This is a genomic window from Muriicola sp. (assembly GCF_049669965.1).
GTDB lineage: Bacteria > Bacteroidota > Bacteroidia > Flavobacteriales > Flavobacteriaceae > Muriicola.
Genome location: NZ_JBATLB010000116.1, coordinates 1 through 5,187 on the forward strand (window position 1 = coordinate 1; position 5,187 = coordinate 5,187).

8 protein-coding genes and 1 pseudogene are annotated in these 5,187 nt (G+C 41.1%); all 9 read left to right on the forward strand.

What is annotated here, in order from left to right:
- Positions 1-420 (forward strand): annotated as a pseudogene (locus tag WBM49_RS06280) (hypothetical protein); the annotation flags it as partial.
- A gap of 4 nt (positions 421-424) precedes the next feature.
- The gene (locus tag WBM49_RS06285; protein ID WP_424371206.1) at positions 425-895 is read left to right on the forward strand and encodes a bactofilin family protein; all 471 of its coding nucleotides are present in this window, start codon (positions 425-427) and stop codon (positions 893-895) included.
- On the forward strand, positions 873-1,103 hold the full coding sequence (locus WBM49_RS06290; RefSeq protein ID WP_424371207.1) for an AtpZ/AtpI family protein: 231 nt from the start codon (positions 873-875) through the stop codon (positions 1,101-1,103). The genes WBM49_RS06285 and WBM49_RS06290 overlap by 23 nt, the downstream gene beginning before the upstream one ends.
- Positions 1,103-1,495 (forward strand): hypothetical protein, encoded by a 393-nt coding sequence (locus tag WBM49_RS06295; protein WP_424371208.1) that lies wholly within the window; start codon positions 1,103-1,105, stop codon positions 1,493-1,495. The genes WBM49_RS06290 and WBM49_RS06295 overlap by 1 nt, the downstream gene beginning before the upstream one ends.
- A gap of 120 nt (positions 1,496-1,615) precedes the next feature.
- The gene (gene atpB / locus WBM49_RS06300; protein WP_424371209.1) at positions 1,616-2,743 is read left to right on the forward strand and encodes a F0F1 ATP synthase subunit A; all 1,128 of its coding nucleotides are present in this window, start codon (positions 1,616-1,618) and stop codon (positions 2,741-2,743) included.
- 62 nt (positions 2,744-2,805) lie between these two features.
- The gene (gene atpE / locus WBM49_RS06305; protein ID WP_424371210.1) at positions 2,806-2,997 is read left to right on the forward strand and encodes an ATP synthase F0 subunit C; all 192 of its coding nucleotides are present in this window, start codon (positions 2,806-2,808) and stop codon (positions 2,995-2,997) included.
- An 82-nt stretch (positions 2,998-3,079) separates the two neighbouring features.
- Complete coding sequence (locus tag WBM49_RS06310) at positions 3,080-3,580, forward strand: F0F1 ATP synthase subunit B (RefSeq protein ID WP_424371211.1); 501 nt, start codon at positions 3,080-3,082, stop codon at positions 3,578-3,580.
- A 6-nt stretch (positions 3,581-3,586) separates the two neighbouring features.
- The gene (atpH, locus tag WBM49_RS06315) at positions 3,587-4,126 is read left to right on the forward strand and encodes an ATP synthase F1 subunit delta (protein WP_424371212.1); all 540 of its coding nucleotides are present in this window, start codon (positions 3,587-3,589) and stop codon (positions 4,124-4,126) included.
- 60 nt (positions 4,127-4,186) lie between these two features.
- A partial coding sequence (gene atpA / locus WBM49_RS06320; RefSeq protein ID WP_424371213.1) for a F0F1 ATP synthase subunit alpha occupies positions 4,187-5,187 on the forward strand: 1,001 nt, incomplete at its 3' end.

Here is a 5,187-nt window from a genome sequence, read left to right on the forward strand (position 1 = left end):
CCTGAAGGGAAAAAAGCTCAGGAAATGGTCGCGGAACAGCTTCCAAAATTAGAGCCAAATGGATTTTCGGGTGAGAATACGCTGGCAGCCAAAGAAAATTGGAAAGTTGTATTCCCTTTTAAAAGAAGCAATGATGATGCCGCTTTGAAACTTAAAAAGCGATTGGAAGCCTCCATCAAGGATTTGAATTACAACAATAAGGTTTCAAAAGACATCTATAACCTGGAAGATGAATTTATCGTGGTCCACGGATTTAGATCGAGAGATTTTGCCCTGGGATATCTTGAACTGCTAAAAAACAATAAAGATTACAGGATCGCTAATGAGAATTTCGTAATTTTATCTGACAACTATAAAACAATACAGATCCATAAGAATATAGAAGACTACAGACGACAAAATTTAACCCCAAAACCTTAAATCCATGTTTTCAGATAACAAAAAACCCAAAGCTATGACAGAAATTGGAGGGCAACCTAACAGAATAGAAAAGAATACGAAGATCAAAGGAGACATCGTCTCAGAAGCAGATTTCAGAATTGATGGAAAACTCAACGGCAATCTTAAAACCTCAGGGAAGGTGGTTATCGGTAAAGATGGCTATATCCATGGGAAGGTAGAATGCTTAAATGCAGATATTGAAGGAAGTTTCAACGGAGAATTACTGGTGTCCGAACTATTGGCACTGAAATCTTCCGCGGTTATTGAAGGTACAGTCTCTGTGACTAAATTAGCCGTAGAACCGGGAGCTACTTTTAATGCTTCCTGTAATATGAAAGGCAAGGGTTCTTTGAGCACTCCTACCGGAAGTAATGGAGGGACCACAGCTTCTTCTTCCTCTGCTTATAAGTCTTCAGTGGCAGGCACCAAAAATGAACCAGCAAAAGCCTCCTAGGGGCAATAACCCTTTAAAGAATATCGCCATTTTGTCCGGGATCGGATTAGAGATGGGGCTTATTATATTTTTATCTGCCAAAGGAGGGATCTGGTTAGATGAACACTATCAGACAGAAAAACGCATTTTCACCGCAATTGCAACCATCATAGGAGTGGCAATTGCCATCTATGTGGTACTGCTACAGCTTAAAAGAGTTAAGTATTGATGGCGATTCCCAGACTTCTTAGTACATATTCCTTGTTTCTTATTGGCATTTTGAGCATTTCGCTGTTGATTCATTTACAGGTGCAAACGTTTCTGAATATTCCCCAATGGTCGGATTTGCTGCTGCTTTCTTATCTGCTGAATTTTATATTGGCACTGGCTATTTTCTTTTCGCTTTACGCCCTGCGCATCAGGCTTAAAAACCAAATTGGATTTTTGTATATGGGAGGGAGCATGCTTAAATTTTTAATATTCTTTCTTGTTTTTTATCCGGGATACCGAATAGACGGCATCATCACAAAATCTGAGTTTGCCGCCTTTTTCATTCCTTACCTTTTGTGTTTGATTCTGGAAACCGTTTATACGGCTAAAATGCTCAATACTTTAAAATAGAATTAAGTCCCCCTATTTACCTCTCAAAGGCCTTTAAAATAAACTTCTAAATGCTTTTTTCTTTTTATAAGAATGCCTTACATTTGCACCGATTTTTAGAGACCCGCATTTTTAAGATATATGAAAAGCCTTTTTACTATAAAAGTTCTGTTGATTTGTTCGATATTCCTGGGATCCAGCCTATCGGCCATTGCCAAAGAAGAAACTTCTGAGGGAGGTAAAAAGGACATAAAAACTGAGATCAAGGAATACATTGATCATCACTTAAAAGATTCGCACGATTTTTCCATTTTTTCATATACAGAGGACAACGGAGAGCACGTGTACGTTGGAGTACCTTTACCGGTAATCCTTTGGGACAACGGGATCCATGTTTTTTCTTCCTCCCAATTTCATCATGGTGAGACTCTTGCACAGGCAGGAGGCAACTATTATGCTCTGGAACATGGCAAGATCTATAAAACAGATGCGGAGGGTACGCTAACCTACGATGAAGAAGGCCACGCCACCAATGCCAAACCAATAGATTTTTCCGTTACCAAGAATGTGGTGATGATGATCATAACCGGACTACTAATGCTTTGGTTGTTTTCGGGTCTGGCACGCTCCTATGCCAAAAACAACGGCGTCCCTACCGGGGCAGGAAGGTTCTTCGAGCCAATAGTACTCTACATCAGAGACGATATCGCGAAGCCAACAATTGGCGAAAAGCGCTATAAAAAATACATGCCTTTTCTGTTGACCATCTTCTTTTTTATATGGTTCCTCAACATGTTTGGGCTTACTCCACTGGGGATCAATGTCACAGGAAACATCGCCATCACTTTTGGTCTGGCGTTGTTAACGTTTTTGATCACAAATTTTACGGGAACCAAGGATTATTGGAAACATTTGGTAGATCCCCTGGGCGATGCAATGCCCTGGTATGGTAAATTACCTATTTATATTATCCTGGTCCCTATTGAATTATTGGGGCTGATTATTAAGCCATTTGCCTTATTGATTCGTTTGTATGCAAACATGCAGGCGGGCCATATTGTTTTGATGAGTCTTATAGGACTGATGTTCATCTTTAAAAGTTGGATTGGCAGCCCCTTGTCATTTTTCCTGGCGTTTGCCATCACCTTAATAGAAATTTTAGTGGCCCTTTTACAGGCATATATCTTCACCATTTTATCCTCTCTTTATTTTGGCTTTGCCTCTGAAGAGCATGAACATGACGAAGATCCTGAACTGGCTCATTTATAGTAATCTTTTCCTGCAAAGGGAAGAGTTTTATTGTTGAATTTTAATTTTAAACTAGATAGAGTATGGAAATTCCACAAATGGTAGGTGCAGGTTTGGTAGTAATTGGTGTTGGTATTGGTATTGGTAGAATCGGTGGTTCTGCTATGGATGCTATTGCCCGTCAGCCAGAGGCCTACGGAAAGATTCAAACAGCAATGCTTATTGTAGCGGCGCTAATTGAAGGTATTGGTTTTGCGGCCCTTTTTGCCGTCTAAATCTTATAACTAAGGGAAACGGCCATAACGGTTGGTTATGGCCCTCCTTTGTTTAAAATTAAATACATAAAGATCTTATTTTATGGGAAAACTGTTAAATGATTTTTCGTTCGGCTTGTTTGTATGGCAGACACTGTTATTTGTACTATTACTCCTTTTACTTTACAAATACGCATGGAAACCTATCCTCAATGCGGTAGATGATCGTGAAGAAGGCATCAAGAATGCCCTGGCAGCTGCCGAGGATGCCAAAAAGGAAATGCAAAACGTTACCGCAGATAGCGAAAAGCTTTTAAAGGAGGCCCGTGGAGAACGCGAAGCCCTGTTAAAAGAGGCCCGTGAACTACGGGAAAAAATGTTGGCAGATGCTAAAGAACTGGCAAAAATTGAAGGGAACAAGATGATTTCTCAGGCTAAAGCTACCATAGACAGCGAAAAGAAAGCTGCCGTGGCAGAGATAAAGAATCAGGTAGCAGATCTTTCCATTCAGATCGCGGAAAAAGTATTGAAAGAACAATTGACCAATAAAGACAAACAATTAAAATTGGTCGATGATATGTTGGGCGATCTTAAATTGAACTAATTCCCTATGAACGAATCCAGAGCAGCAGCGCGGTACGCAAAAGCGATCTTAGATTTTGCGGTTGATAACAAAAAGACAGACGTCCTTGAGGAGGATATGCGTTCTATTGTTGCTACCATGAGCACAAGCAGTGAATTGCGTGAAATGCTAGACAGCCCTGTCCTAAAAGGAGAGTTAAAGAAGAAGGCCTTAATGGCGATTTTTAAAGGGAGTCATGCTATTACGGAAGGTCTTATAGACCTATTGATTCAAAATAGAAGGATCTCCTTATTGAATGAAGTTGCCTTAAAGTATATCATACTGAATGAAGAATTAAAGGGAGAGGGTGTGGCCTTTGTTACCACGGCAGTTCCCTTATCTGGTGAATTGGAAAAGAAGGTACTGCGCAAAGTATCGGACATAACCGGGAATAAGATCATTATAAAAAACGAGATAGATGCCAGTATTGTTGGGGGCTTTATCCTTAGGGTAGGAGATTTGCAGTATGATGCCAGCATTTCCAATAAATTGAATAGGATCAAAAGAGAATTTACTAAAAGCATATAAACCTTAATTACGGAGTTGAAAAGGGCAAATCCTTGACACTCCAACATATATTTAAATGATATGGCAGGAGTTAAAGCCGCTGAAGTATCGGCAATCTTAAAGAAACAATTATCGGGCTTTGAAGCCAAAGCAACCTTAGACGAAATAGGAACTGTCCTTCAGGTAGGGGATGGTATAGCCAGGGTATATGGACTTTCCAATGTTCAGTACGGGGAGTTGGTTGAGTTTGGAGGAGGTCTTGAAGGAATTGTTCTCAATCTGGAAGAGGATAATGTTGGGGTAGTACTTCTTGGGCCTACAAGAGGGGTCAAAGAGGGAACAACCGTAAAAAGAACGCAACGGATTGCCTCCATAAACGTAGGGGAAGGCATCGTTGGCCGTGTGGTAGATACCCTGGGGATGCCAATCGATGGAAAAGGTCCTATTACAGGTAAAACATATGAATTACCGCTTGAAAGAAAGGCACCAGGAGTGATCTTTCGTCAGCCGGTGAACGAGCCGCTTCAAACAGGAATTAAAGCGATTGATGCAATGATCCCGGTTGGTAGAGGACAACGGGAATTGGTAATTGGTGACCGCCAGACAGGAAAAACCACCGTATGTATTGATACGATTATCAACCAAAAGGAATTTTACGATGCAGGGGAACCCGTGTATTGTATCTATGTGGCCATTGGTCAAAAAGCTTCTACGGTAGCAAACATCGCAAAAACACTGGAAGACAAAGGAGCGTTGGCTTATACAACTATCGTAGCTGCCAATGCTTCAGATCCGGCCCCTATGCAGGTATATGCACCTTTTGCAGGTGCCGCTATTGGCGAGTACTTCCGGGATACCGGTAGGCCTGCTTTGATCATTTATGATGATTTATCGAAACAAGCCGTAGCCTACAGAGAGGTTTCTTTATTGCTAAGACGTCCACCGGGAAGGGAAGCGTATCCTGGAGATGTATTTTATCTTCACTCCAGGCTTTTAGAGCGTGCTGCTAAGGTGATTGATGACGATACCATAGCGAAGAACATGAACGACCTTCCGGATGTCTTAAAACCTATGGTAAAAGG

Bases quoted from the DNA above. Each gene is read 5' to 3' on its own strand.
- WBM49_RS06310 (WP_424371211.1), top strand. From the start codon at position 3,080: ATGGGAAAACTGTTAAATGATTTTTCGTTCGGCTTGTTTGTATGGCAG.
- WBM49_RS06285 (WP_424371206.1), top strand. From the start codon at position 425: ATGTTTTCAGATAACAAAAAACCCAAAGCTATGACAGAAATTGGAGGG.
- WBM49_RS06290 (WP_424371207.1), top strand. From the start codon at position 873: ATGAACCAGCAAAAGCCTCCTAGGGGCAATAACCCTTTAAAGAATATC.
- atpE (WP_424371210.1), top strand. From the start codon at position 2,806: ATGGAAATTCCACAAATGGTAGGTGCAGGTTTGGTAGTAATTGGTGTT.
- atpH (WP_424371212.1), top strand. From the start codon at position 3,587: ATGAACGAATCCAGAGCAGCAGCGCGGTACGCAAAAGCGATCTTAGAT.
- atpB (WP_424371209.1), top strand. From the start codon at position 1,616: ATGAAAAGCCTTTTTACTATAAAAGTTCTGTTGATTTGTTCGATATTC.
- WBM49_RS06295 (WP_424371208.1), top strand. From the start codon at position 1,103: ATGGCGATTCCCAGACTTCTTAGTACATATTCCTTGTTTCTTATTGGC.